We start from the raw sequence: 26,055 nt of genomic DNA, 5'->3' as shown, positions 1-26,055 counted from the left end.
CTTCAGCCCCTCCCTGCCACGAGATCGCGTTGCAACAGGCCCTCGGTCGCAGCCGCCGACGTGCCGATCGCCATGCTGTCAATAAAACGATCGAACAAGTGGCGCGCCTCGTGCGGGCCGGGCGATGACTCGGGGTGATATTGCACGCTGAATACCGGGAGCCCGCGATGCGCGAGCCCCTCCACCGTCCCGTCGTTTAGATTGATGTGGGTCACCCTTGCTGTGTCCGGAAGCGAATCAGCGTCCACCGCGAAGCCGTGGTTCTGCGAAGTAATGTCGATGACGCCCGTGTCTATTTCCTGCACCGGTTGGTTGCCACCGTGATGGCCGAACTTCATCTTGTAAGTCTTTGCGCCCAGGGCAAGTGCGAGCACCTGGTGGCCCAGGCAGATGCCGAAGGTCGGATAGTCGGGCAGCAGCTGCCTCACCAACTCCACCGCTCCTTCGACGGCGTCGGGGTCACCCGGCCCGTTGCTCAGGAACAGGCCGTCGGGGTTCAACGCTCGCACGCTCTCGGCATCACTGCCCGAGGGAAGCACCGCCACCCGACAACCCAGGTCGCAGAGGTTGCGCAGGATGTTGAGCTTAACGCCGAAGTCGAGGACAGCGACCAGTGGACCTTCTAGACTGGGATTGGCGTGTCCGTCGGCCAGAGACCACGTTCCCCGTCGCCAGGAATAGGGTTGCGCGCAGGTCACCACGCTGGCGAGATCCTGGCCTTCCATGGGTGGCAAGGCCGCGGCCTCTTCCACCAGGGCGCGCTCGTCTACTTCGCCACTGGCAATGACTCCCTGCTGGGCGCCGTGATCGCGGATGTGTCTCACCAGTGCGCGGGTATCGATGTCGTGGATACCGACGATCTCCCGCTCCAGCATCCAGTCGCCAAGCGACTGCACCGACCGCCAGTTGCTCGGAGTACTCCAGTATTCCCTCACGGCAAACCCGGACAGGCGGACACCGAAACTCTCGTCGTCTTCGGGGTTCACGCCCACGTTGCCGATCTCGGTGCAGGTCATGACCACTATCTGGCCCGCGTAACTCGGATCGGTGATGATCTCCTGGTAGCCAGCCATCGAGGTATTGAAAACCACCTCGCCGTCGCGCTTTCCGGGCGCGCCGAACGATTTTCCGTAAAACACCCGGCCGTCGGCCAAGGCCAGCGTCGCCCGCTCGCTCACTTTCCTGCTCCTTCTTGTTCGCTATCCCAGACCACTTTTCCCGCTACCACCGTGTACTCGGCTCGTCCGGTCATTTTCCACCCGTCAAACGGGCTGTTGCTCGCAGCCGAACTGGCTTCAATCGCGCTGAAGGTCCACTCCCTCTCGGGATCAAACACGGTCACGTCGGCGGGCGCACCCACGGCCAGGGTTCCCCTGTCCACGCCTATCACGCGGTCGGGCCCCGCGGTCATCAGTTCGATCATGCGGTTGAGGTCTATCACCCCATCGCGCACAAGCGACAGCGAAAGCGGCAACAGTGTCTCGAGGCCCACTATGCCAAAGGGTGCGCTGTCCATTTCCAGGGCTTTCTCGTCCCGATGATGAGGGGCATGATCGGTGGCTATGCAATCGAAGGTGCCGTCGGCGAGGCCTTCGCGCAGGGCCTCGATGTCGCGACTGGTGCGCAGGGGTGGGTTCATCTTGGCGCGCGTCTCGTAGCCCTCGACCGCTGTCTCGTCAAGCATGAAGTGGTGCGGAGTTACTTCCGAACTTATATTCAGCCCCTGCCGCCGCGCTTCGCGTATCATAGCCACTGATTCGGCAGTTGATACGTGGGCTATGTGAAGGTGCCCTCCCGTCATGCGTAAGAGCTCGATATCGCGCGCCACCATGCCCGACTCGGCCGCGGCCGGCATACCTCCCAGCCCCAGGCGTACCGAGGTCAAGCCCTCGTTCATCACGCCGCCCTCGGTGAGCGCGCAGTCTTCTTCGTGGGCGATGACCGGAATGCCGAACATGCTCGAGTACTCCAGGGCGCGCCTCATCAAGCCCGAGTTCATTACCGGCATACCGTCGTCAGAAAGAGCCACGCAGCCGGCTTCGTGCATTTCGCCCGCCCGGGCCAGCTCCTTGCCCTGCAGGCCCACCGAAACCGCGCCTATGGGGAACACGTTTGCGAGGCCCGTCTCGCGGGCCCGATCAAGTATCAGCCGGGTGACGGCCGCGTTGTCGTTCACTGGCTTGGTGTTGGCCATGCACGCCACCGAGGTCACGCCGCCGGTCACAGCCGACCTGCAGCCCGAAGCCACCGTCTCGCGGTACTCGTAGCCGGGCTCCCTCAAATGCACGTGGATATCGATAAAACCGGGACAAACGATCTTGCCCTCGGCGTCTATCACCCGGTGGCCGTTGGCCTCAATCGAGCCCGGGGCGGCACTGCCGGCTATTTTTCCGTCCTCGATCAGCAGGTCGGCCGGCTCGTCGCGACCCGAGGCCGGGTCAAGAAGCCGTCCCCCGCGTACCAGCAATTTCTCGTCAGTGCCCATCAGGCCCCTCCCCCGGATGCACCGCCCGCCTGTCTTGGCGGCAACACCGAGTCGCCGCTTCCCCGCACGCCAGTCGCCTCGTCCGTCTCGCTGCCCCTTATACCGTCGGCACCCGGAACGATAAGCTGGTAAAGCACCGCCATACGCAGGGCCACCCCGTTCGTAACCTGGTTCATCATCACCGACCAGGGACCGTCGGCCACACCGCTGGAGATCTCTATGCCGCGATTCATCGGCCCGGGATGCAAGATGATTACGTCGTCGGCGGCGCGGCTCACTACCTCCTCGGTGAGGCAGAAGTACCGCGCATACTCATCGAGATCAGGAAAGTAATTCCCTTCCTGCCGCTCGCGTTGAACCCTGAGCATCATGATGACGTCGGCCCCTTCTACCGCCTCGGTGAGGTCGTAATGAATACTCGCCCCGAACTGCTCGAAGGCCCGAGGCAGCAGTGTAGGTGGACCCGCGAGTCGCAACTCTGCACCCAGCGTACGCAGCGCAAAGAGGTTGGACCGCGCGACACGCGAGTGCAGGATATCGCCGACTATGGCCACCTTGAGGCCGGCCAGTCGGGGCTTGTGCTGCCTTATGGTGAGTATATCCAGCAGCGCCTGTGTGGGGTGCTCATGACTGCCGTCGCCGGCGTTGATGATGTGGCAACCCACTATGTCGGCGAGAAGGCGCGCGGCTCCGGCGGACGGATGGCGTACCACTATCGCGTCGGGCGCCATGGCAGCCAGGTTTCGCGCCGTGTCGGCCAGGGTTTCCCCCTTGGACATGCTCGAACCCGAGCCAGATATGTTTATCGAATCGGCGGACAATCTCTTGGCCGCGATCTCAAACGAAATTCGCGTGCGCGTGCTGTTCTCGAGGAACAGGTTGACCACCGTCTTGCCCCTGAGCGTGGGCACTTTTTTGACGTCGCGTTCGCAGACTTCGGCGAGCGACTCCGCCGTGTCGAGCAAGAGCGTAATGTCCTCGGACGATAAGCCTTCCATACCCAGCAGATGCCTGACTTCCTGTGCCATATCAGTCTCCCTCCAGGTAGACCGCGTCTTCACCATCGAGCTCGGCGAGGCGTACCTGCACCGTCTGGTCTATCGACGTAGGGATGTTTTTGCCGACGTAGTCGGCACGTATCGGCAGCTCTCGGTGTCCGCGGTCTACCAGCACGGCCAACTGCACGGCCGCGGGGCGGCCGAAGTCCATCAGCGCGTCCAGCGCCGAGCGAATTGTCCGCCCCGTGAACAGGACGTCGTCCACCAGCACAACAGTGCGGTCAGTTATATCGAAGGGAATGTCTGTCTGCCCGACAACCGCGGCCGTCCCCAGGCGGCCCTGGTCATCGCGGTACATGGTCACGTCCACGCTTCCAAGGTCGGGCGCGCGCCCCTCAATCGATTTCATGGTAGCGGCCAGCCTGCCGGCCAGTGGCACGCCGGTGGTCCGGATACCTACCAGGGCCAGGTCAGCGCCTCCGTTGCGTTCGAGAATTTCGTGGGCGATGCGCAACAGCACGCGTCCCACGCTACCCGAATCGAGCACCGGCCTGGCGCTCACAGTGCGAGGCCCCATCGCGGCCCACAAACAAAAGCCCCGCAGGTAAAAATACCCCGGGGCGAGCCCTTGATCGGATGCGCGAACGCACCCGCGGTCAGATAAAACGTAGTTGCTGCTTTCATGGCCACCCTTGCCGGCCTCGCGGGACCGGATTAAAAGGCGTCCGCATGGTTACCGCCAGCGCCGCGGCATGTCAAAAAGACCACCCGGCGCAGCGGGTGACGGACCAACTCAGGGGATACGGTCGCCTATGCGCGACCAACGGGGGCTGAAAGCATGTGCGTCCCAGGACCAGTAGAGCACGAAGGCTTTTCCCAGGATCTCTGTGACGGGCACGGTACCCCAGAAACGGCTGTCGTGGCTGGCGTCACGGTTGTCGCCCATCACGAACACTTCGCCCTCGGGAACCGTGAACGGCCCGAAATTGTCTCGCGGGCCGCGGCGTCGCGATATGATGTCAGGACCGTAGACACCAAAAGGGTCCTCTGCTCTCTCGCCGTTGATGAACAAGCGCTTGTTGCGCACTTCGATGGTGTCCCCGCCAAGGGCGACAACTCGCTTTATAAAATCCTTGGAGCGATCACGCGGGTATATAAACACCACGACGTCGTTGCGCTCGGGATCCTTGAAGTCGAGGATACGGCCGCCGATAAAAGGAACCCGTATCCCATAGAGAAACTTGTTCACCAGTAGGTGGTCGCCAATCTCCAGGGTCGGCAGCATCGAGCCGCTGGGAATCTTGAAGGCCTGAACGACGAAGCTGCGGATGAAGAACGCCAGCAGTACCGCGACCAGCAGCGCCTCGGCATACTCGCGCCACGCGGCAGGTTTCGCGGCTTCCGTTTCGGTTTTATCTTTTCTGGAAGACACGCCCAGTCCTATCCGTCGATCTTGAGCACCGCGAGAAAAGCCTCCTGCGGAATCTCTACCCTGCCAACCTGCTTCATTCTCTTTTTCCCTTCTTTCTGCTTCTCAAGCAACTTGCGCTTGCGGGTTATGTCGCCGCCGTAACACTTAGCGGTCACATTTTTACGCAGGGCCTTCACGGTTTCCCTCGCTATTACGCGACTGCCGGTCGCCGCCTGTATAACAACTTCGTACATCTGCCTGGGGATAATCTTCTTGAGCTTGAGGGCCAGCTCCTTGCCCAGACGATACGCACGGTCGGAGTGACATATGACTGACAGGGCGTCCACCCTCTCGCCATTGAGTAGCAGATCGAGCCTGCCGAGCTTGGAAACCCTGAAATCCAGCGGCTCGTAGTCCAGCGACGCATAGCCGCGGGACACTGATTTCAGTCGGTCGTAAAAATCGTACACCACCTCGGCCATGGGCAGGTCGTAGCGAACCACGGCCCGGTTACCGCCGTGTATGTCCATACCCGACTGAACGCCGCGGCGATCCTCGCACAACCCCAGCACCCCGCCGAGGTGGTCGGCCGGTACATGTATGGTCGCAGCAATCCACGGCTCGGCGATGTTCTCCACGTCCACGGGATCGGGCAGCTGCGCAGGACTATCTATGGTCAGCGTACTGCCATCCTTGCGGGTAACGAGGTAGGCAACCGTGGGTGCGGTGGTAACCAGCTCGAGGCCGAATTCCCTCTCCAGCCGCTCCTGGGTAATCTCGATATGCAGCAGCCCGAGAAAACCGCATCGAAAACCAAAACCCAGCGCGGCTGATGTCTCGGGTTCACTCGAGAACGAAGAGTCATTGAGCTTGAGTTTCTCGATCGCGTCACGCAACGCTTCGTACTGGTTACTGTCTACGGGGTAGAGCCCGACAAATACCATCGGCTTGACCGCGACGAAGCCCTCGAGCGCGGCCTCACAGGGATCGTCCCGATGGGTTATGGTGTCACCAACCCGGGCTTCGTGGATATCCTTTATCCCCGCGGCCACGAATCCGACTTCGCCCGGCCCCAACGAATCAACGTCAACGGCCTCGGGTGCGAATACGCCAACCTTGGTGATTTCGTGGACCCCACCTTGCCGCATCAGCCTCACGCGGTCGCCCTTGCGGAGGCGCCCATCGAAGATACGCAAGATGATCATCGCGCCGTGGTAGGGGTCGAACCAACTGTCAAAGAGAAGCCCGCGGAGCTTGGCCCTGCCCTTTTTCGGTGGCGGCACACGGTCGACGATAGCCTGCAGCAGTGCCGGTACTCCCACGCCGGTCTTGGCGCTTATCTCGAGCGCGTCCGAGGTATCAAGCCCGACAACTTCTTCAATTTCTTCTTTGACCCGCGCCGGTTCCGCGCTCACGAGGTCTATCTTGTTGAGCACGGGCATCACTTCAAGGTCGTGGTCTATGGCAAGGTAGGCATTGGCGAGTGTCTGGGCCTCGACTCCCTGGGTCGCATCGACCACCAGCAGCGCGCCCTCGCAGGCGGCCAGCGACCGCGACACCTCGTAGCTGAAATCTACATGCCCCGGAGTATCAATCAGGTTGAACTCGTACTCCTCGCCATTGGCCGCAACCCAGTTCATGCGCACCGCGCGGGCCTTTATGGTTATGCCCCGTTCGCGCTCCAGCTCCATGTCGTCGAGCAGCTGTTCCGACATATCGCGCTCGGCGACGGTGCCCGTAGCCTCGAGCAAGCGGTCCGCCAGCGTCGACTTACCGTGGTCTATGTGGGCCACGATGCAGAAGTTTCGTATGTGAGATTCTTTCATCGAGCGCGAGAGTACGGCGGGGCCAGAGAATAAATACGGGGTGTCGCCTAAGAACGCGAGCGAAAGAACTCTATCGTCGCCGCGAGTCCCTCATCGAGCGAGGTCAGGGGCTCCCAGTCCAGCACCTTACCGGCGAGGGTCACGTCGAGCGCCGAACGCTGGACCTCCCCCGGGCGGGCGTCCTCGCGCCTGGGCGTGTTGTCAGAGCCCAGCGAGGCTATCATCCTCTCGGCGAGGTAGTTGACGCTGGTTTCCTTGCCGGTGCCTATGTTGATGCCGCCGTCATGGTTCTTTTCGATGGCCGCCATGTTGGCACGCACCACGTCACCCACGTAAACGTAGTCCCTGGTCTGCTCGCCGTCGCCGTATATCACCGGATCATCACCCGCGATCAGCTTGCGACAGAAAATCGCTACTACACCCGCCTCTCCGTGCGGGTCCTGCCTCGGGCCGTATACATTAGCGTAGCGCAGCGCGGTGTAGCCAATACCGTGGCAGCGGCTGTAGTAGTAGAGATACTGCTCGCCCGCCAGCTTGCTCACGCCGTAGGGGCAGACCGGCAGCAGGGGCTGATCCTCACCGCAGGGCAGCTGCTCGGGCTCGCCGTAGACGGTGCCGCCCGACGAAGCGAAAATCACCCGCCGGGTACCCACCTGCCGTGCGGCCTCGAGCAAGTTGATGAATCCAAGGACGTTTATGTCGGCATCGTAGGCAGGCTTGTCCACCGACACCCGCACGTTCATCTGCGCGGCGTGGTGAATGAGAACGTCGGGCGCCGTTTCGATCACCAGCGCGGCAGCTTCGGGCGAGCGGATGTCGAGCTGCTCAAAGCGGGCAGCCGAAGGCACGTTTTCACTGTGCCCGCTCGAAAGGTCGTCGACGATGGTGACTTCGTGGCCGGCCGCCAGGCAGGCCTCGCTCAAGTGAGAGCCAATGAACCCGGCTCCGCCAGTGACGATAATTTTCATTTAATCATTCTGTTGCTTTTCCGACCGACAGCTCTTCAGCCCGGCAGCTCTCCACCGGCGGCTAGCTTTTCGCGAAAGTAAGCAACCGTGGATTCAAGCCCTGTTTCCAACGGGACAACGGGTTCCCAGTCCAACACGCGGCGGGCCTTGCTTATATCGGGCTGCCTTACCTTGGGGTCATCCACGGGCAGCTCCTCGTGCACGATGGGTGCCGTTGAACCAACCGTGTCTCGGATCTTCTCGGCGAACTGCATTATGGTCATCTCGGCTGGATTGCCCAGGTTCACCGGGCCTGTTTCCTCCGACCACAATAAACGCACCATGCCTTCAACGAGGTCACTGACGTAGCAGAAACTGCGCGTCTGGTCGCCGTCGCCGTAAACCGTGATCGATTCGTTCCTCAGCGCCTGGCACATAAAGTTGGGCACCACCCGCCCGTCGCGCATGCGCATGCGAGGCCCGTAGGTGTTGAAGATACGCCCTATCCTGGTCTCTAACCCGTGCGTGCGGTGATAGGCAAGCGTGATGGCCTCGAGAAAACGCTTGGCCTCGTCGTACACTCCGCGCGGGCCGATGGGATTGACGTTGCCCCAGTAGTCCTCCGTCTGCGGGTGTACCAGGGGGTCGCCGTAGACCTCCGAGGTGGAGGCCACCACGATGCGGGCCTCCTTGGCCTTGGCCAGGCCGAGCACGTTGTGCGTGCCCAGCGAGCCAACCTTGAGGGTCTGGATCGGTAGCTCCAGGTAGTCCACCGGGCTCGCCGGCGACGCGAAGTGCATGATCGCGTCGACGGGGCCGCTCACGTGGATGTAGTGGGTGCAGTCCTGCTGCTGAAAAGTAAAGCCGGGGTCGCCCATGAGGTGGGCTATGTTGTCGATGTCGCCGGTCAGAAGGTTGTCGATCGCGACCACCTCGTGACCATCCGCGAGGTTACGCTCACACAAATGGGAGCCGATGAAGCCGGCCCCCCCGGTTACGACTATTCTCGACATGCTCGTCCCCCCTCTTCGTTCAGGCGTCTGCGCTCACGGCCGGACGGCCGATGGGAAAATAAGTAAATCCCAGTTCAGCCATGTCGGACGGTTCCCAGAGATTGCGTCCATCGAATACCACGGGCTCTTTCAATCGACGCCTCATTCTCTCGAAGTCTGGACGACGGAACTCGTTCCACTCGGTGACCACCAGCAGCGCGTCGGCACCATCGAGCGCCTCGTAATTCTGCCGGTGGTAGCTGACCCGGTCGCCGAATATTTCACGCGCTACGTCCATCGCCTCGGGATCGTGCACGCTGATAGTGCAGCCGGCTCCAAGAAGATCCTCTACCAGGCCCACCGAAGGGGCTTCACGCATGTCGTCGGTACGCGGCTTGAAAGCCAGGCCCCAGACCGCGAAGTGCCTGCCGCCGAGTTCGCCGTCGTAGTAGGCAAAGATTTTCTCGAACAACCTTCGTTTCTGACGGTTGTTAACGTCATCGACGGCCTTGAGCAGCGTAAACTCAAGGCCCGCCTCGGCTGCCGTGTGGATTATCGACCGTACGTCCTTGGGAAAACACGAACCGCCGTAGCCGAGTCCGGGGTATAAAAAACTCATACCCAGGCGCGCGTCCAGTCCTACTCCACGGCGCACCAGCGACACGTCGGCGCCGACCCCTTCGCAGAGGTTCGCAATTTCGTTCATGAACGAAATCTTGGTCGCCAGCAACGAGTTAGCTGCGTACTTGACCATCTCGGCGCTGGCGTTGTCCATAACCAGTATCGGTGCACCGCCGCGCACGAAGGGATCATAGAGGTCCGTCATGATTTCGCCCGCTCGCGGGCTGTCACATCCCACCACCACGCGGTCGGGCTTGAGGAAGTCATCGATCGCGGCGCCCTCTTTCATGAACTCGGGGTTGGAGACTACGTCAAACTCATGGTTGGTTCTCGACTCTATTGCCTCGCGTACCTTCAAGTGCGTACCCACGGGCACCGTGCTCTTGCATACCACCACGCGGTAGCCGTCAATCAGTGCGCCTATGTCTTCGGCTACCTTGATGACGTATCGAAGGTCCGAAGATCCGTCCTCCCCCTGGGGGGTTCCCACAGCGATGAAACACACCAGCGCGTGGCGAACCGCTCCCGCCAGGTCGGTGGAGAACGAGAGACGCCCCTCGGTCACGTTGCGCCGAATGAGTTCCTCGAGGCCGGGTTCGTAGATTGGAACCTCGCCTCTTTGGAGGCGGTCTATCTTGGCCTCGTCTATGTCTACGCAGATCACGTCGTTGCCACTTTCAGCAAAGCACGTACCCGCGACCAGGCCGACGTATCCGGTTCCTACAACTGTTACTTTCACGATGTCTCCGAGTCCTAGAGTGTATCAAGCCGGGGGCCGCTCAACAACAGGCTATACCGCGCCCAATCGTCAGGCCTTTGCTGTCCCACTGACCGCGGTCAGCGAGCCCCCCGCTTCGCCAGCGTCCTGCTCCGCCGGCAGGTCCACGGCCACCACGTACACGGGTTTTGACTGGCTCTCGTGGTAAGTGCGGGCCAGCATTTCGGCCAACAGGCCCATGGTAACAAACTGGACGCCCATGACCACCAGCAGAATGGCCAGCATCACGATGGGACGACCAGCAAGTTCGACGCCAAAAACCAGGCGATCAAAACCCAGCCAGCCCAGCATCAGCGTGCCGGGCACTCCCAGGGCAAAGCCGAACAGGCCGAACGCGTGCAGCGGACGAGTCGAGAACACCGATAGAAATTTAACCGTAAGCAGGTCGAGCACCACCCGGGTGGCACGCGACAGGCCGTACTTGGAAACTCCTGCCACCCTGGGCCGGTGGTTGACCACCACCTCGCCAACCGACGCGCCAAGATCCCAGGCCATGGCCGGAATGAAACGGTGCATCTCCCCGTAGAGGCGCAGCCCCCGCGCTATGTCGCCATCGTAGACCTTGAGCATGCAACCGTAGTCGTGAACGCGCACGTTGGTGGCAGATCTTATGAGCGCGTTGGCAATCACCGAGGGCAGGCGCCGCAGAAGCAGGGTGTCCTTGCGCTCTCGTCGCCAGCCACTGACCACCTGGTGGCCCTCTTTCATCTTCTCGAGCAAGCGCGGGATATCGGCCGGGTCGTTCTGCAGGTCTGCGTCCAGGGTGATGACCACGTCGCCCTTAGAAGCGTCAAAGCCTGCCGCGATGGCTGGAGTCTGGCCGAAATTACGCCTGAAGGAAATCACTCTCACACGGTCGTCGTCGTCGTGTAAGCGTCGCAGTACGTCCAGCGAACCATCCGCTGAACCATCGTCGACGTAGATGATCTCGTAGGAGCACTTCAGTGCTTCCATCACCACCGTCAACTCCGCGTGCAGGGGTTCGAGATTGTCCTTCTCGTCGAATACCGGGAGTACTACCGAGTAATCCATATCTAGTCCTCCGTGTGAAAATCCGTCAGGGCCATGAATTCTCGAAAACGACGTTCGACGTCTTCTCTCTCCACCTGCCGCAACCCCTCGACCCCGAAGCCTTCCACAGCGAAAGACGCTACGACGCTCCCGTACACGACCGCTCTCCTCAATGACCGCCTGTTGACCTCGCCCGCCTCTGCCAGGGAGCCGAACAGGCCGCCGGCAAAACAATCTCCAGCTCCGGTAGGATCCACCACGGTCTCGAGCGGAAACGCCGGCACGGCGAATATATCGTCGGCTGAAAACTGGAGGGCACCGTACTCGCCCCGCTTGACCAACAGCGTATCAGGCCCCATGTCGAGTATGCGGCGGGCTGCGCGCACCACGTTGGCTTCGCCCGCCAGCTGCACGGCCTCGGAATCATTTATGCTGAGCAGGTCGACGTTTTTCAACAACGCCTCAAGGTCCTCGCGAGCGTCGTCTATCCAGATGTCCATCGTGTCGGCACCCACGATGAGAGGCGAATCAAATTGCTCGAGAACACCCGCCTGTACCGACGGAATGATGTTGGCCAGGAAAACGAAATCACTCTTCCTGCAAGCCTCGGGAAGGCGTGGATTAAAGCTCTCAAAAACGTTGAGTTGCAGGTCGAGCGTGTCACGCACGTTCATGTTTTCGTGGTAGCGCCCCGACCAGCGAAAGGTATCGCCGTCAACTGTGTCGAGACCATCCATGTTGATACCCCGCGAGGCCAGGAACTCCCTTTTCTCGTCGGGAAAATCACGGCCCACCACGCCCACCATGTTCACCGGGGCAAAGAAGGCCGCCGCCAGCGAAAAATACGAACACGACCCGCCCAGCTGATCGTCGGCCCGGCCTCCCGGCGTCTCCACCGAATCAAGGGCCACAGAGCCCACCACACACACTTCGTTGCTCACTATGAAGCCTCCCTGTCCACGCGCTCCAATAACAACGCGAGTTTCTCATTCGTTTCTGCGGGCACCATCAAACGGTCACTGACCAGTGCGGTGTCGAGTACGCGTTGGCAATCACAGGCAGGCCGGGGATCGTAAGAAGCGGCAACCCGGGTGACCACGTCGCGGGCCAAGGTGACGTTGGCAGCGAGCACCTCCATTATGGAGCCGGCGTCGACGGCCGCTTCTTCCTCGCGCCAACAGTCGTAGTCGGTAGCCAAGGCAAGAGTCGCGAAGCAGAGCTCTGCCTCCCGTGCCAGGCGGGCCTCGGGCAGGTTGGTCATGCCTACCACGTCGCCCCCCCAGGACCTGAACAGTCGGGACTCAGCCCGCGTGGAAAACGCGGGACCCTGTATGCAGACGTAAGTGCCACCGCGGTGTGCCCTGGCGCCGCCGGCCTCGGCCGCAGCGAAAACCCTCGCCGACAGTTGCCCGCACACCGGGTCTCCGAAGGCCACGTGGGCCACCAGTCCGTCGCCGAAAAATGTAGACTCCCTGCCCCAGGTACGATCGATGAACTGGTCGGGCAGCACCAGGTCACCCGGAGCAATGTCTTCCCGCAGGCTGCCCACCGCCGAGACAGAAACCAACGAATCAACGCCGAGTTTCTTGAGCGCCCATATATTGGCCCGCGAGTTAAGCTCCGAGGGCAGCAGCCTGTGCCCACGTCCGTGGCGGGGAAGGAATGCCAACCTGCTACCGGCCAGAACTCCGGTGAGTACATCGTCTGAGGGCGCGCCGAAAGGCGTATCGACGGAAACGCTTTCGCGATCCTCGAGCGCCTCCATGTCGTAGAGCCCCGTCCCTCCAATAATACCAAGCATTATTAAACCGTTCTGCTGCTGCGCCTTGTTATCGCCATTTTTGTCAGACGACCATGCAGGCGACCGTCGGTCCTGTTTCGACCAGCAGCTCACTGGCCGGAGGGAGCAGTTCGCCGTTGATCATCAAGGGCTGCGGCGTCGAAAATTCCACGCGCAGCCTGTCAAACGCAGCGTCGTACATCAACTCCATGCCTGACGGCATTCCGAGCAGAAAACGATGCAGGCGCAGCAGCAGCGCGCCGGGTGTCTCGTTGCCGGCCAACAGGTGGACGGCATTTTTCCCACCCTTTACCCGCCAGAAAGGCCGCACTCCCATTCCCACGTGGCTTATCGTGGAGGCCAGCAGCAGGTTGTAATCATGCCGTCCCAGGTCCAACCCATCCGCTTCTATCGAGGCCTCGAACCCACGGTTGACCTCGCCGATGAGTGGACCCGAAGCGAGATTGGAAAAAAACAGCCGGGCGAGCAGCAGCAAGGCACTGGCCGGACCGGGGCTGCGCGCCTGGTAGTAGAGGTCGAGAAAACGGGCAGCCATCCCCGCGCCCACGGTAAAACCATGGGTGTCGCCGTTGATACGCATGCTGACAAGTTCTTCCACGCGGCCGAGTCCCGACTCGCCCAGGGTCTTCAACGCCCGCTTGAGTAGTGTGCGCGGAGCCCTGCGGCTTACCCCAAGGGAGCGGCAGAGGTTGTTGATGGTGCCACCTCCCAGGGGCAGCAGCGTGGGCACGGGCCAACGTCCGCTGTCACTGAGCAGGCGGCCGAGCAGGTGAGAATAAGTACCGTCTCCCCCAAGCACGGCCAGCAGGTCGAGTCCCTCAGCCTTAAACCCGTCGAGGGCCGCGTCGAGTTCGCCAGGACTGTGCGTGGCCACCACGCGACCGCGATCGCCAAGCACTCGCCGCAATCCATCGATGCTGCTCTGCACGTCGCGACCACGCCCAGCGTTCGCGTTTACCAGTACTCCCAGCCTCTTCATCGTTTGCTCTTCTACGGTCGAAAAATTCCGCCAGCCGCGTTCAGCTCCCCGCTGCGGCCAACTGCCCGCAAGCAGCCGCGATATCGCGCCCGCGACTGATCCTCACCGTTGTATGCAGTCCGCGGTCCAACATGCGTCGCTGAAAAGCATCCACCCTTTCGGGAGACGGCGGTTCGAACAAGGATCCTTCGAAGGGATTGAACGGTATGAGGTTAAGCTTTACCGCCATCGGCGCGAACAGCGACACGAGGCGGTCGGCGTCCTCGTCCGAGTCATTCACGCCGGCCAGCATAACGTACTCAAAAGTCACGCGCTTGCGCCTGGGCAGGTCGAGTTGCCTGCAGGCCTCCAGCAACTCGGCAATCGGGTAACGACGGTTGACCGGCATGATGTCATCGCGCAGCTCGTCGCGGGTCGCGTTCAGCGATACCGCCACGTTTACGTTGGTGTCGGTCACCAACCGTTTCAGCGCCGGCACCAGTCCCACGGTCGACACGGTTATCCGCCGCGGTGACACGCCCAGCCCCCAGCGTGCCGTCATAAGCCCTATCGCGGCCACCAGGCGCTCGTAGTTGGCCAGGGGTTCGCCCATACCCATAAAAACGTAGTTGGTCACCGGCTGCGAACCGGCCAGCTCGCGTGCCAGCAGCACCTGGCCGATGATCTCGTCGGGCTCGAGGTTGCGCATCAAACCCATGCGGGCGGTAGCACAGAAGGTGCAACCCATGCCGCAGCCAACCTGCGTCGACAAGCACAGGGTCAGGCGCTCGCCACGAGGTATAAGTACGCTCTCCACCCGCGCTCCGTCGGCCAGGCCAACGAGCAATTTGCGGGTGCCGTCGCTGGACTCATGGCAGTCGGCACGCTCGGGCAGCGTCACGTCGAAGTCCTCGGCGAGGGCCTGCCGCAAGTCCGACGGCAGGTTGTGCATGTCGTCGACGGCAGTGAGGGGCCGGTTGTAAAACCAACCCGCGAGCTGCGACGCCCGGTAGGAGTCGAAACCCCGCCTGTCAGTCCAGTCGACCAGCTCGGGCAACGTCAGCGACCGCAGGCCGCGACGCCGCTCAGCTGCCGCGCGAGTGGAGCTCGTCGTTACTGAAGAAATATCCGATTTCAAAAGCTGCTGTTTCCGGGGCATCTGAACCGTGCCCGGCGTTTCGCTCGATGTTAGTGCCGTAGAGCTTTCGCACGGTCCCCTCTTCGGCCTCTTCGGGATTGGTGGCGCCCAATAGTTCGCGATGTTTCGCTATGGCGTTGTCACCCTCAAGTACCGAGACCAGAACGGGCCCCTCGGTCATGAAGTCCACCAGCGAGCCAAAAAACGGACGCTCCTTGTGCACCGCGTAGAAGCCCTCGGCTTTGTCGCGATCCATGTGGATCATTCGACTGGCGATGACCTGCAGGCCACCGTTTTCGAATATGCCGAGCATACCGCCTATGGAGTTCGCCGCGACCGCGTCGGGCTTTACTATCGAAAGAGTTCGTTCCTTCATTTTATTACGCCTGTCTCCTCGCAGCCCTTCAGGCTGCCCGTTGCATTGCCGCCACCAGGGTGACGCCGAGTTCGGCCGGACTCGGCGCAACCGGCATGCCGGCGGCTTCGAGCGCTGCTTCCTTGTCGGCCGCAGTACCCTGTCCTCCCGAGATAATAGCCCCGGCGTGCCCCATGCGTTTGCCGGGTGGTGCCGTCTTACCGGCGATAAACGCCGCTACCGGCTTGGTCATGTTCTCCTGCACCCAGGCTGCTGCCAGTTCTTCGGCGTTGCCGCCGATCTCGCCGATCATCATCACGGCGTCGGTGTCCGGGTCGCGGTTGAACAGGTCGAGCGCGTCTATGAAGCCGGTGCCGATGATCGGGTCGCCGCCAATGCCGATGCAGGTCGACTGGCCCACGCCAAGCTGGGTAAGCTGGTGCACCGCTTCGTAGGTCAGGGTTCCGCTGCGCGAGATCACGCCCACGCGCCCGGGCTCGTGGATGTAGCCGGGCATGATACCGACCTTGGCCTGTCCGGGAGTTATGATGCCGGGACAGTTGGGGCCGATCAGGCGCGTATCGCGGCCATCGAGGAAGCGCTGCACTCGTATCATGTCGGCCACCGGTATGCCCTCGGTGATGCATACCACCAGTGGTATGCCCGCGTCTGCGGCTTCCATTATGGCGTCGGCGGCTCCCGGCGGCGGCACGTAAATGACCGATACGTTGGCTCCTTCCTTGTCGACGGCCTCGGCCACGGTATCAAAAACCGGGGTGTCCTCGGCTGTTTGACCGCCCTTGCCGGGGCGGACCCCGGCGACCATGGAGGTGCCGTATTCCCGGCAGCCGTTGAGGTGAAACCTGCCGGTAGCACCCAGCCCCTGGGTAACAACCCTGCTGTTTGAGTCCAGTAGTATGCTCATCCTCGATTCTCCGTCACGCTCGCTGCTGGGCTGCCTGTACCGCTTTCGCGGCACCATCGGCCATGTCATCGGCCCCGATTATATTGAGTCCCGATTCCCCGATGATGGCCTTGCCCTGGACAACATTGGTGCCCTCGAGGCGCACGACCAGGGGAACGGTAATCTCGACATCGCGGGCAGCGTCCACCACGCCCTGGGCCAGCACATCGCACTTCATGATGCCGCCGAAGATATTTATAAACACCGCCTCCACGTTCTCGTCTGACAGTATGATCTTGAACGCCTCGGCTACCCTCTCCGCGGTGGCCCCGCCACCGACGTCGCAAAAGTTTGCCGGACGACCACCGGCGGCCTGGATTATGTCCATGGTCGCCATGGCCAGGCCCGCGCCGTTGACCATGCAGCCAATGTTTCCGTCCAGCGCGATGTAGCTCAGGTCGTACTTACCGGCCCAGGTTTCCTTCGGGTCTTCCTCGGCATCATCGCGCAGGGCCGCGATATCCGGGTGGCGAAAAAGCGCGTTGTCATCAAAAGACACCTTGGCGTCCAGCGCCAGCAACTTGCCCGCGCCGGTTTGTACCAGCGGGTTTATTTCGATCATGGTCGCGTCCATTTCGAGCCAGGCAGCGTACAGCGACTGCATGAACACCACCGCCTCGGCAACGCCCTCGGCCGGTATACCCAGCCAGAAAGCAACCTTGCGAGCCTGCCCGTCGAGCAGGCCAACGGCGGGGTCGATCTCCTGCCGCAGTATTCGCCCGGGGGTCTCCTCGGCGACCTTTTCGATCTCCATACCGCCCTCTGTGCTGGCCATCATCACGGGTCTACCGGTCGCGCGATCGAGCAACAGGCTCATATAGAGTTCGCGCGCGATATCGCAGCCTTCCTCGACCAGGACCCGGCTCACCCGGCGACCCGCTGCCCCCGTCTGCCTCGTGACGAGCAGCTTACCAAGCATACCCTCGGCCGCGTCAGCGGCCTCATCTGCGGAGCGGACCAGGCGCACTCCGCCGGAGAGATCGTGGGCCGGGAGCCCTTCCTTCTCCAGGTGATCGGCAAACAACCGGCCAGCTTCTTCGGCGTTGTCCACGACCGCTCCAGCACCGCGTCCACCGGCGTGGATCTGCGCCTTTACGACCAGCACTTCGCTTCCCAGTGCAGCCGCCGCTTCGCGAGCCTCTTGTGCGCTGCCGGCGACCTTGCCCGTGGGCACGGCCACGCCGTAGCGTGCGAGCAGTTCCTTGCCCTGGTATTCGTGTACGTTCATCCTTTCTGCTTCCTCTCCGCTGCTTTCTTACCGGCCTAGCGCCCGAGCAGATCGCGCAGTGACTTCACGGTCACGTCGCGTCCCAGCGAGGCTATAGCTTTAGTCAGCGGTATATCCTTGGGACAGGCTTCGACACAGTTCTGCGCGTTGCCGCAATCAGACAAACCGCCGCGGCCCATGATGGTATCCAGCCTTTCCTCCGACTGGACGGCGCCGATGGGGTTCAAGTTAAACAGGAATACCTGCCCGAGCGCGTTGGCACCCATGAACTCCGAATCGTCGTTGTACTGGGGGCAGGCCTCCAGGCAGCAGCCGCAGGTCATGCAGCGCGAGAAGGCGTAGGTCTGCTCCTGGGTGGCCGCAGACTGGCGCGGGCCCGGGCCGAGGTCGTGGCTACCGTCGAGTTGTACCCAGGCGTGAACGTCCTTGAGTTTTTCGAACATCCTCGAACGGTCTACCGAGAGGTCACGCAGAACCGGAAACTTGGACATGGGTTCGAGCTGTATCGGTTGCTCGAGATCATCTGCCAACGCCGTGCAGGCCTGCCGCACGCGCCCGTTAACGATCATTGTGCAGGCACCGCAGACCTCTTCGAGGCAGTTGCAGTCCCAGACCACCGGCCGCGTGGCCTGTCCAGCCGCGTTGACGGGTTCGGCCTGTATGGCCATCAACAACGATATAACGTTGTGCTGGGCCTTCCACGGAAGCGAAAACTCCTCCCAGGAAGCGTCGCCGCCGGGGCCGTCCTGTCGACGCACCCGGATCTCGATCTTCTTAGGTTCGGCCTTGTTAAGTTCGTGGTTCTGTTCGTCAGCCATGCCCATCCCCTCAGCGGATATCCACGTTGTAAACGCGGGGTCGCGGCACGATGTGCTCGGTCTCCACGTCCTCGTAATCCAATTGCGGTCCGTCGGCGGTCCACGTCGCCTTGGTGGTCTTGAGAAAGTTCTCGTCGTCGCGTTCCGGAAAGTCCGGCTTAAAATGCGCGCCCCGACTCTCATCGCGGGCAAGCGCGCCCAGCGTGATGACCCGGGCAAGTTCGAGCATGTTCCACAGCTGGTTGGTAAAGCTCAACTCCTGGTTAGCGCGCTGGCCGTGATCGTTCATGCCGATGTTCTGCCATCGTTCCATGAGTTCCTGCAGCTTGTCGTCGGTTTCCTTGAGGCGATCGTTGTGGCGCTCCACTGTCACGTTCCGGGTCATCCAATCACCCAGCTCGTTCCACAACGCGTAGGCGTTCTCGGTGCCGTCCATGGACCTCAGTTTGGCAAAATGGTTTTCCATGCGGGCTTTCTCGTCGGCAGCCGCGCTGCCTCCCTCCCCCTCGGTATCGGCCGAGCGGGCGAGCATGTTGGGACCGACGAGCATGCCCCCGTAGATGCACGAGAGCAGCGAGTTGGCGCCCAGCCTGTTCGCACCGTGGTACTGGTACTCGCACTCGCCGGCGGCAAAGAGACCAGGGATATCGGTTTTCTGCTCCGCGTCGACCCACAGGCCACCCATCGAATAGTGCATAGCGGGAAACACCTTCATGGGTGTATAACGCGGGTCGATGCCCATGAACTTTTCGTAGATCTCGAGCACACCACCCAGTTTTCGAGTGAGCATATCGGGGTCGAGGTGCGTAACATCGAGGTACACGCAGTTCTGGTCGTCAATCTTTATACCGTGCTCGAAGACCACCTTGTGGATCGCCCGGCTGGCTATGTCACGCGGCACGAGGTTGCCGTAAGCCGGGTACCATTCTTCGAGGAAGTACCAGGGCTTGCCGTCGCGAACGGTCCACACCCGGCCGCCCTCCCCGCGCACCGACTCGGAGATAAGCCGCAGCTTGTCCTGTCCGGGAATCGCGGTCGGGTGTACCTGTATGAACTCGCCGTTGGCGTAACTCGCGCCTTGTCGGTAAACGGCGGCAGCCGCCGTACCAGTGTTTACCATGGAGTTTGTCGAACGACCGTAGACAATGCCCGGGCCACCGGTAGCCAACAGCACGGACGGCGCTTCGAACACTTCGATCTGCATACTGAGCAGGTCCAGGGCTGTTATGCCCGTACAGGTGCCAGCCTCGTTGACTACGGCCGAAAGGAACTCCCAGTTCTCAAACTTGCGCACCAGGCCTTCAGCCTCGTAACGGCGAACCTGCTCGTCGAGCGCGTATAGCAGTTGCTGACCGGTGGTCGCTCCGGCAAACGCGGTGCGGTGATGCTTGGTGCCACCGAAGCGCCTGAAATCGAGGTTGCCCTCCGGCGTGCGACTGAACGGCACGCCCATGCGGTCGAGCAGGTAAATGATCTCGGGCGCCTTGTCGCACATGTTGCGCACCGGGGTCTGGTTGGCGAGAAAATCGCCGCCATAAACGGTGTCGTCAAAGTGAATAGCCGGCGAGTCGCCTTCACCCTTGAGGTTGACCGCCGCGTTGATGCCGCCCTGGGCACAGACCGAGTGGCTGCGCTTGACCGGCACTACCGAGAAAAGGTCCACGCCGACACCGGCTTCTGCGATCTTGATGGTAGCCATCAAACCCGCGAGCCCGCCGCCGACGACGATAAGTCTCTGTTCAGCCACCGTCGTCTCTCCTCATCCCTTGAAGGCCAGGAGAATGTTTACGCCCAGCAGCGACATCCCGGCAAAAACAGCCATGCACGCAGCGTGCAGTACGCGCTGGGCCCGCGGGCCCACGGTAATCCCCCAGGTGACAGAAAAGCCCCACACACCGTTGGTAAAATGAAACACTGATGCCACCACGCCGAGCAAGTAGACCCCGAGCAACAAAGGGTTGGCCATGGTCTGTTGCATATACTCAAAATCCGCGTGTGCGCCGGTGAAGTAATAGCGCAGGCGGGTAGAGCCAACGTGAAAGCCGATGAACAGAAAAGCGAGCACCCCACTCAAGCGCTGCAGGGTATAGAAGTAGTTATGCATGTAGGGATAAGACGAAAAATTCGGCTTACCCGTCCTGACGATGTACAGGCCGTAAAGAGCATGAAAAAGAATCGGGATGTAGAGCACCAGGACCTCTACAGACAACAACAGGGGTAGCGGGATCGCTGCGATCGCCTCCGCGCTTTCAGTCCAGACCTCGGGGCCTTGCAGCACCTTGCCGTTCTCGTAGAAATGGAACAGCAGGAATCCACCTATCGGCGCGAGCCCCGACAATGAGTGCAGGCGCCGCAGGAGAAAATGCTTTCGGTCAGCTGTCATGGCCATTGCCCGACCTCCCCTTCCTCAGGAATCCAGGATCTTGTCGAGCGCTTCGACCAGCTCGCGGACGTGCCCGGCCGACACCTCCAGCTGCGAAATCTCGTCGGCGGTCAACTTGTACTCGATAATCTTTTCGACACCTCCGGCGCCGATCTGCGCCGGCACCCCGAGGTAGAAGCCCGAGTACCCGTACTCGCCCTCCAGGTAGGCAGCGCAGGGAAGGATCTCTTTCTTGTCGGAGAGATAGGCCTCGGCCATACGTATGGCCGCGGTGGCCGGCGAGTAGTAGGCCGACCCCGTCTTGAGCAACGCGACGACTTCGCCACCCGCGCCCCTTACCCGCTGCTCGATCTCGGAAAGCCTCGCCTCGGCAATAAAATCGGTCACCGGAGCACCGCCCGCCGTGCAGCTCGACCTGACCGGGACCATGTCGTCGCCGTGGCCGCCCAGGACCACAGCCGACACGCTTTCTACCGACACCTGGAGTTCCTCGGCTATAAAACTCCTGTAGCGCGCCGAGTCCAGAACCCCGGCCATGCCGACGACCTTGCCCTTGGAAAAACCAGTGACCCGGTGGGCCAGGGTAACCATGGCGTCGAGCGGGTTGGAAACGATGATTACCAGTGCGTCGGGGGCGTTCTCGCGTATGCCCTCGCTCACCTGCGTCATGATGCCCGCGTTGGTGGTAAGCAGATCGTCGCGGCTCATGCCCGGCTTCCGGGCCAGGCCGGCGGTCACGATGCAGACATCGGCACCCGCTATGTCGCCGTAGTCGTTGGTGCCGCTCACCGCCGCGTCAAAAGGCTCTATGGGCCCGGCCTCCATGAGGTCGAGCGCCTTGCCCTGCGGCATGCCTTCGACAACGTCGAACAGGACCACGTCGCCCAGCCCCCTGATGAGTGCCAGGTGGGCCGCGGTCGCCCCTATGTTGCCAGCCCCTATTAGGGCAATTTTTTTACGTGCCACGTTGCTCTCCTCTATTTCCGACCCACCGGGATTGACTGTCTCAATTGGCGAGGTTGTCGATGATGGCAGCGGCAAATCCGGAACAACTCTTCAGGGTTGCTCCCTTCATCTGCCGGTGCAGGTCGTAGGTTACGTCGCCGTCGCCTATTGTTTTTTCTATCGCCACAGTGATGTTGCGCGCCGCCTCGTCCCAGCCGAGGTACTCGAGCATCAGCACGCCCGACAGGATCACTGAGCCGGGGTTTACCTTGTCCTGGCCGGCGTACTTGGGGGCGGTGCCGTGGGTCGCTTCGAACACGGCAACGCCGTCGCCTATGTTCGCGCCAGGGGCGAGGCCCAGCCCGCCCACCTGCGCGGCTGCCGCGTCAGACAGGTAATCCCCGTTCAAATTGGTCGTCGCTATGACGTCGTACTCGTCGGGCCTGAGCAAGAGCTGTTGGAACATCGCGTCGGCTATGCGGTCCTGGACCAGCAGCTTGCCCTCGGGGCATTTGCCGTCGTGGTTGTCCCACATCTCCTGTTCGGTGATCACATGGTCGCGAAACTCTTCGACGGCCAGCTCGTAGCCCCAGTCGCGAAACGCTCCCTCGGTGAATTTCTGGATGTTCCCCTTGTGCACCAGGGTCACGGATTTCCTGTTCTTCTCGAGGGCGTAGCGTAGCGCCGCGCGTACCAGGCGCCGCGTGGCCGTACGCGAAACCGGCTTGATGCCGACGCCCGAGTCGGGCCTCAATTTACGGCCCGTGAGCTCTTCGACCAGGCTGATTATTTTCCCGGCATCGTCGGATCCCTCGCTGAACTCCAGCCCGGAGTACACGTCCTCGGTGTTTTCCCTGAACAGCACTATGTCGAGCAGGCCGGGTTCCTTTACGGGCGCCGGCACCCCCTGGAACCACCTGACCGGGCGCACGCAGGAGTACAGATCGTGTATCTGCCTGAGCGCCACGTTGATCGAGCGTATTCCGCCGCCGACCGGGGTTGTGAGCGGCCCCTTTATTGCCACGCGGAAATCGCGAATGGCCTGGTTGGTTTCCTCGGGCAGCCAGGTGTCGGGTCCGTAAACACCGTTGGCTTTCTCGCCGGCAAAGACTTCCATCCACTGAAGGCGACGTTCGCCACCGTAAGTTTGCTCTACGGCTGCGTCGAATACCCCCACAGCGGCCTTCCAGATATCAGGTCCCGTGCCGTCACCCTCGATAAAGGGAATGATCGGCTTGTCGGGCACCTGCAACGAGCCGTCGGCCGCCACCGACAGTGGCTCGCCCTGGTCTGGAACGCGTATGTGCTCGTAGTCCGGCAATGTTTTGCGCCGCGCGAAGCCCCGCACAGCCGCCCGAACCTATCCAAGCCCTGCTCACGAGTCAAAAAGACAGAAGCCTGACTTAATTTTGTTACCGAGTCTCTTAAGCCGTCCTTATGCTGATCACGTCCCCGATCCAGTAGCTGTCACCACCGACTTGGTCAGATGGTCGGGCAGCTGCTCGTAGTGAGAAGGGCTCATTTCAAAAGAACCGCGCCCGCTGGTCATACTGGTGAGGTCGGGTTGGTAGCGCAGCACTTCGGCCAGCGGCACCTTGGCCCTGATCTCCTCGGTGCTGCCCTCCTGGTCCATTCCCTCAACCTTGGCCCTGCGCGAGTTCAGATCGCCGAGTACGTCGCCCATGCACTCATCGGGCACCCTGATCACGAGAGACACGAAGGGCTCCAGAAGTATCGGCTTGGCCTGCTCCACGCCCTCCTTGAAGGCCATGCTGCCAGCCATCTTGAAAGCCATTTCCGAGGAATCCACGTCGTGGTACTGGCCGTCGTAGAGGGTCACTTTGACATCAACCACGGGAAAGCCAGCCAAGGTGCCCTTCTTCATGGCCTCCTTGACACCTTTCTCAACAGCGGGGATAAAGCCCCGCGGAATGGCGCCGCCGACTACCTTGTTGACGAAAGTAAACCCGGCCCCCGATAGCTGCGGCTCTATCTCGATCCTGCAGTCGGCAAACTGGCCATGACCACCGGTCTGTTTTTTTAATCTTCCGTGTGCCTTTACCTTTTTACGCACCGTCTCGCGGTAGGGAACCTTGGGTGCATGCAGAACGACCGAGGTGCCGTACTTGCGGGCAAGCTTTTCGCAGGCCACCTCCACGTGAAGCTGGCCGGCACCAGAGAGAAGAATCTCGCCGGTGTCTTCGTCCCTCTCCACCTGCAGGTATACGTCTTCTTCGGCAACCCGCAGCAGGCCCTGCACGGCCTTGTCCTCTTCGCCGGTCTTCTCGGGCGTGATGGCGAAGGATATCGCGGGGTGCTCCGGTTCCAGCGTGCGCACTTTCACGCGATGCGTCGAGTCGGCAAGGGTGTTGCCCGTATGCGTATCCTTGAGCTTGGCCACCGCTATGATTTCACCCGGCCCCGCGGTTTCGACCTGCTCGGTCTTGCGTCCATTTACATGCAGCAGGTGGCCAAGCCTCTCCTTGCTGTCCTTCGAGGTGTTAACCACGTGCAGGTCGGAGGTCGCGGTGCCCGACAGAATTCGCATCACCGACAGCTTACCCGCGTGGGGGTCAATGAGGGTCTTGAACACCTGTGCAACAAAGGGTGCGTCCGGGTCGGGGCTGATACTGCAGGCCTCGCCCTTGTCGTCGATGCCGTCCACCGGCTGGGCGTCGCAGGGCGGTGGGAGCAGGTCGGCTATAGCATCAAGCAGGGGCGCAAAACCCAGGTTGCGGGCTACCGACCCGCACAGCATCGGCACCAACGCTGCCGACGCGACCCCGGCCCGCAGTCCCGCCAGCAGGTCGTCGTCGCTCAGCTGACCGTTCTCCAGGTATTTTTCCAGCAGTTCATCATCACACTCGGCCGCGTCTTCTACCAGCGTATTCCGGGCCAGTTGAACCTTCTCTGCCATATCGGCGCCCAGTTCGTCGGCGCCCACACCAGTCTCGCTGAAATTTCCGGTGTCACCGTCGTAGGCCAGCGCCCGCGCCCGCAGGAGATCAACCACGCCGGTTATGCCGTCATCGCCCAGCATGGGCAGCTGCACCATCACCGCCTTGCCACACAATACGTTGTTGATGATCGCAGCCTGCGCTTCATAATCGCTCCCGCCCTTGTCGAGGCGGTTGATGAAGGCCAGTACGGGAATGCCTTCCGCGCTGGCCCAGGAACCAACCCGTCCCGCTTCGGCACTGGCTCCCGAGCTGGCGTCGAGCACCATTACCGCCGCCGAAACGCCGCGCAACGCCGGCTTGAGTTCATGCACAAAATTACCCTGCCCCGGGGTGTCGACGATGGTGACCGCGTGGTTCTTCCAGTCAACGTTGAACATCGAAGCCGAAATCGAACAACGGTGCTTGATTTCTTCGGGCTCGGTATCGAAGAGGGAGTTCTCTTCGTCGACCCGGCCCAGGCGGTTGTTGCCACCGGCGGCAAAAACAAGGGCGTCGGCCACCGAGGTCTTCCCCGTGCCCCCCTGCCCCATGATAGCAACGGTACGTACGTCTGAAGATGAAGATGCCACGTGATCCTCCCGGGGCCCTGCAATGACACAACTGCCGGGCCGGCCCCTTTGCCCGCGTTTTAACCCATGTCACCCCGGGTTCTTTCGTTGATGATTCTGAGTCCGTCGAGAGTGAGAAACTCGTCTACCTCGCGAATGGTCGACGACTCGGCGGCGATGAGCGAAGCCAGCCCTCCCGTCGCGACGACGTAGACGTCTCCGAGTTCTTCGTCCCTTATGACGTGACGGACGAGTCCGTCCACCATTTCGACATAGCCGTAGACGACGCCTGATTGTATGGCGTTGACCGTGCTGCGCCCGACAACACGGCGCGGTTTGACGAGCTCAACCCGGGGCAGTTTGGCCGTGCGCTGGTAAAGTGCGTCGAGGCTTATACCGATGCCGGGGGTGATGACGCCGCCCACGTACTCGCCGTCGGCGGTCACGTAGTCGAGGGTCGTGGCGGTTCCGAAGTCGACGACTATGGTCGCTCCGCCGCTGCGCTCATAACCGGCCACGGCGTTGGCGATACGGTCGGCGCCCACTTCCCTGGGGTTGTCGTAGAGTATGGGCATCCCGGTTTTTACGCCGGGCCCGACCACCAATGGGTCGGCGTGAAAGTAATCGCGACACAGGGACACGACGACGCCGGTCATCGGGGGAACCACGCTCGAGAGAATTACCTCGGCGATTCCTGGAGACTCCATGCCCGATGCCTGGAACAGGTTCCAGAAGAGCATGCCGTATTCGTCGGCAGTACGTTCGGCCTCGGTGACGATCCTCCAGTGTTTTTCCAGCGCTGCGCCGCGGTACAAACCAATGACCGTGTGGGTGTTGCCCACGTCGATGGCCATCAATAGTTGGTCGCCGCTCGTACCCGGAGTCATC

Annotated in this window: 24 protein-coding genes; all 24 read right to left on the bottom strand. The window is 61.7% G+C overall.

Translation table 11 applies throughout. The annotated features are described in order from the left end of the window. Positions 1-2 precede the first annotated feature (2 nt). Positions 3-1,178 (bottom strand): glutamine-hydrolyzing carbamoyl-phosphate synthase small subunit, encoded by a 1,176-nt coding sequence (carA, locus tag EYQ35_10285; protein HIF64522.1) that lies wholly within the window; start codon positions 1,176-1,178, stop codon positions 3-5. Beyond that, complete coding sequence (locus tag EYQ35_10280; protein HIF64521.1) at positions 1,175-2,485, bottom strand: dihydroorotase; 1,311 nt, start codon at positions 2,483-2,485, stop codon at positions 1,175-1,177. Before EYQ35_10280 ends, carA begins: the two co-directional genes overlap by 4 nt. After that, positions 2,485-3,513 carry an aspartate carbamoyltransferase catalytic subunit gene (locus EYQ35_10275; GenBank protein ID HIF64520.1) on the bottom strand — a complete coding sequence of 343 codons (1,029 nt, stop codon included), beginning with the start codon at positions 3,511-3,513 and terminating at the stop codon, positions 2,485-2,487. Before EYQ35_10275 ends, EYQ35_10280 begins: the two co-directional genes overlap by 1 nt. Before the next feature lies 1 nt (position 3,514). Continuing rightward, entirely contained in the window at positions 3,515-4,060 is a 546-nt protein-coding gene (gene pyrR, locus EYQ35_10270) for a bifunctional pyr operon transcriptional regulator/uracil phosphoribosyltransferase PyrR (GenBank protein HIF64519.1), read from the bottom strand. A 216-nt stretch (positions 4,061-4,276) separates the two neighbouring features. Further along, positions 4,277-4,915 carry a signal peptidase I gene (lepB, locus tag EYQ35_10265; GenBank protein ID HIF64518.1) on the bottom strand — a complete coding sequence of 213 codons (639 nt, stop codon included), beginning with the start codon at positions 4,913-4,915 and terminating at the stop codon, positions 4,277-4,279. 8 nt (positions 4,916-4,923) lie between these two features. Beyond that, on the bottom strand, positions 4,924-6,720 hold the full coding sequence (gene lepA, locus EYQ35_10260) for an elongation factor 4 (GenBank protein ID HIF64517.1): 1,797 nt from the start codon (positions 6,718-6,720) through the stop codon (positions 4,924-4,926). Positions 6,721-6,767: 47 nt separating this feature from the next. After that, complete coding sequence (locus tag EYQ35_10255) at positions 6,768-7,688, bottom strand: NAD-dependent epimerase/dehydratase family protein (GenBank protein HIF64516.1); 921 nt, start codon at positions 7,686-7,688, stop codon at positions 6,768-6,770. A gap of 35 nt (positions 7,689-7,723) precedes the next feature. Further along, the gene (locus EYQ35_10250) at positions 7,724-8,680 is read right to left on the bottom strand and encodes an SDR family oxidoreductase (protein HIF64515.1); all 957 of its coding nucleotides are present in this window, start codon (positions 8,678-8,680) and stop codon (positions 7,724-7,726) included. Between the two features lie 19 nt (positions 8,681-8,699). Continuing rightward, positions 8,700-10,019 (bottom strand): UDP-glucose/GDP-mannose dehydrogenase family protein, encoded by a 1,320-nt coding sequence (locus EYQ35_10245; protein ID HIF64514.1) that lies wholly within the window; start codon positions 10,017-10,019, stop codon positions 8,700-8,702. Positions 10,020-10,088: 69 nt separating this feature from the next. Then, positions 10,089-11,090, bottom strand: a complete 1,002-nt coding sequence (locus tag EYQ35_10240; GenBank protein ID HIF64513.1) for a glycosyltransferase — start codon at positions 11,088-11,090, stop codon at positions 10,089-10,091. A gap of 2 nt (positions 11,091-11,092) precedes the next feature. Then, complete coding sequence (locus EYQ35_10235) at positions 11,093-11,998, bottom strand: sugar kinase (protein HIF64512.1); 906 nt, start codon at positions 11,996-11,998, stop codon at positions 11,093-11,095. Positions 11,999-12,009: 11 nt separating this feature from the next. After that, positions 12,010-12,870 carry an S-methyl-5'-thioadenosine phosphorylase gene (mtnP, locus tag EYQ35_10230; GenBank protein ID HIF64511.1) on the bottom strand — a complete coding sequence of 287 codons (861 nt, stop codon included), beginning with the start codon at positions 12,868-12,870 and terminating at the stop codon, positions 12,010-12,012. A 43-nt stretch (positions 12,871-12,913) separates the two neighbouring features. Continuing rightward, positions 12,914-13,849, bottom strand: a complete 936-nt coding sequence (locus EYQ35_10225) for a hypothetical protein (protein HIF64510.1) — start codon at positions 13,847-13,849, stop codon at positions 12,914-12,916. Between the two features lie 40 nt (positions 13,850-13,889). Next, the gene (gene rlmN / locus EYQ35_10220; GenBank protein ID HIF64509.1) at positions 13,890-14,987 is read right to left on the bottom strand and encodes a 23S rRNA (adenine(2503)-C(2))-methyltransferase RlmN; all 1,098 of its coding nucleotides are present in this window, start codon (positions 14,985-14,987) and stop codon (positions 13,890-13,892) included. Then, positions 14,914-15,342 (bottom strand): nucleoside-diphosphate kinase, encoded by a 429-nt coding sequence (locus EYQ35_10215; protein HIF64508.1) that lies wholly within the window; start codon positions 15,340-15,342, stop codon positions 14,914-14,916. Before EYQ35_10215 ends, rlmN begins: the two co-directional genes overlap by 74 nt. Positions 15,343-15,370: 28 nt before the next feature. Then, a complete protein-coding gene (sucD, locus tag EYQ35_10210) occupies positions 15,371-16,246 on the bottom strand; it encodes a succinate--CoA ligase subunit alpha (protein ID HIF64507.1) in 876 nt (291 codons plus the stop codon). Positions 16,247-16,259: 13 nt separating this feature from the next. Then, entirely contained in the window at positions 16,260-17,513 is a 1,254-nt protein-coding gene (gene sucC, locus EYQ35_10205) for an ADP-forming succinate--CoA ligase subunit beta (GenBank protein HIF64506.1), read from the bottom strand. 35 nt (positions 17,514-17,548) lie between these two features. Further along, positions 17,549-18,337, bottom strand: a complete 789-nt coding sequence (sdhB, locus tag EYQ35_10200) for a succinate dehydrogenase iron-sulfur subunit (GenBank protein ID HIF64505.1) — start codon at positions 18,335-18,337, stop codon at positions 17,549-17,551. Between the two features lie 4 nt (positions 18,338-18,341). Then, complete coding sequence (gene sdhA / locus EYQ35_10195; protein HIF64504.1) at positions 18,342-20,078, bottom strand: succinate dehydrogenase flavoprotein subunit; 1,737 nt, start codon at positions 20,076-20,078, stop codon at positions 18,342-18,344. Positions 20,079-20,090: 12 nt separating this feature from the next. Beyond that, positions 20,091-20,720, bottom strand: a complete 630-nt coding sequence (locus tag EYQ35_10190) for a succinate dehydrogenase (GenBank protein HIF64503.1) — start codon at positions 20,718-20,720, stop codon at positions 20,091-20,093. Between the two features lie 18 nt (positions 20,721-20,738). Then, positions 20,739-21,680 (bottom strand): malate dehydrogenase, encoded by a 942-nt coding sequence (gene mdh, locus EYQ35_10185; protein ID HIF64502.1) that lies wholly within the window; start codon positions 21,678-21,680, stop codon positions 20,739-20,741. Between the two features lie 40 nt (positions 21,681-21,720). Next, positions 21,721-22,980 carry an isocitrate dehydrogenase (NADP(+)) gene (gene icd, locus EYQ35_10180; GenBank protein HIF64501.1) on the bottom strand — a complete coding sequence of 420 codons (1,260 nt, stop codon included), beginning with the start codon at positions 22,978-22,980 and terminating at the stop codon, positions 21,721-21,723. Positions 22,981-23,103: 123 nt separating this feature from the next. Then, a complete protein-coding gene (locus tag EYQ35_10175) occupies positions 23,104-25,188 on the bottom strand; it encodes an elongation factor G (GenBank protein HIF64500.1) in 2,085 nt (694 codons plus the stop codon). A 59-nt stretch (positions 25,189-25,247) separates the two neighbouring features. Further along, positions 25,248-26,054 (bottom strand): type III pantothenate kinase, encoded by an 807-nt coding sequence (locus EYQ35_10170; GenBank protein HIF64499.1) that lies wholly within the window; start codon positions 26,052-26,054, stop codon positions 25,248-25,250. Between the last annotated feature and the right edge of the window lies 1 nt (position 26,055).

This window comes from Candidatus Binatota bacterium, from assembly GCA_012960245.1.
Lineage (GTDB): Bacteria > Desulfobacterota > Binatia > UBA1149 > UBA1149 > UBA1149.
This window is presented reverse-complemented; position numbering and strand designations above follow the sequence as displayed.